At 54.7% G+C, this 1,363-nt stretch carries 1 protein-coding gene; it reads right to left on the reverse strand.

Annotated elements, in window-relative coordinates; genetic code table 11:
- Positions 1 to 286: 286 nt before the first annotated feature.
- Positions 287 to 1,363: RHS repeat-associated core domain-containing protein (locus D882_RS1000000133370; protein ID WP_177327630.1), on the reverse strand; the 1,077-nt coding region annotated here is incomplete at its 5' end.

Below are 1,363 nucleotides of genomic sequence, written 5' to 3' on the forward strand. Positions count from 1 at the left end.
CCTCGCGCCAATAATCAATGGAACGGATCGTCAGCGCTCGCGAGTCGACGACCGAAACGGTGGAGGTTTTAGAGTGCATGCCGGCGCGTCCCTGTTAGCTAGCGGTTATCTAACCGCTCGCGCCACGGCATGGCTACTGTCAAAAATTACAGTTGCGACCAACGGCAACAGTGACAGATCCGCGAATTGCGAGCTGGCGCCCATCGCGCAGTGATTGATCGATAACACAACAAGCCCCTGCGTTAGCTATCGCCAGTGGCGTGGGTTGGGGCTTCCTGAGCGTTTATTAAGCGGTGACGACCTTCTTGCTCATGGTCCTTCGGACCTTGGTGCGCTCGAAAACATTCACGGAGGACTTCGCCCCTCCAAAAAAGCTTTTCTTGGCCGGGGAGTACTTCCCAATCCCCACTGCGCCCTGAAGAGTTTGATAGTGAATGTCCCACGTGCGTAGCTTTCGGTCATACCTCATAAAGGCAAACCCGGTTGTTTCTGTGACCACATTGTTGTTTTCATCAACGTCAAATCCGTAATCCGGAAACTCCATGGCTGCACTGAGTCCCATTCCATGTTCAGCGGCGGGTAACTTGTTGTATTGGGCATCTTCCTTCGAGCCCTCCACATGCCTTACGCGCAACACATTGGCGTTGAGTTGATCCACGGTCAGTGAACAACCACTGAAACCCGGTGTAAAAACAAACTCGGGGTCCGTGCCTTTAGGGTGGACCGGTATGTCCACGTACCCGCCCTGCGGAGCCCAATAGGCAGAGACTGAACTGGACTGATCAGGTATTTCACCCGCGGCGATGTCGACGACCTTGAGTGCATTGAACTCGCCCTTCGCCGCACCGGCATACGTCATCCGCTGCATTGAAAAGATAAAACTGGCGCCCCCTGCCTTTTGCGCCAGTTGCGAACCGACCTGGGGGGAGTAAGCGACTTTCGTTGACATCAGCAAGTCAGTATTGACACTCACCCCCCTAAACTCCGGTACTGATAATGCCTTGCGGATATCCGTCGGTTGCCCCGTGAATGGCACCATCGAGACAGGCTTCCCCGCATCAACTGGCTTGGCGCCCGGCACCTTGCGTTGATCTCCCACTGCGATCACCGGTTCCCAAAGACCGCTTGCCTGCTTCTTGCGCGTCACAGCCCCATCATCATCGATAAAACTCACCGGATTGTTTCGGGTCATCCAATACAGATTCAAACCATCGACAGTGCCTGCGGGGTCGGGACTCAACCAACGCTGCAACCACGGTACGTAATAGCGAAACCCATAATAATAAAGCCTCGTCGCATCCCGCTCCTTGCCTGAATACCGAATGGTTTTGTAGTCGACTGCAACGGCATCTGTGTCGGCACA

This window comes from Pseudomonas sp. URMO17WK12:I12 (assembly GCF_000514395.1).
Taxonomy (GTDB): domain Bacteria; phylum Pseudomonadota; class Gammaproteobacteria; order Pseudomonadales; family Pseudomonadaceae; genus Aquipseudomonas; species Aquipseudomonas mucoides.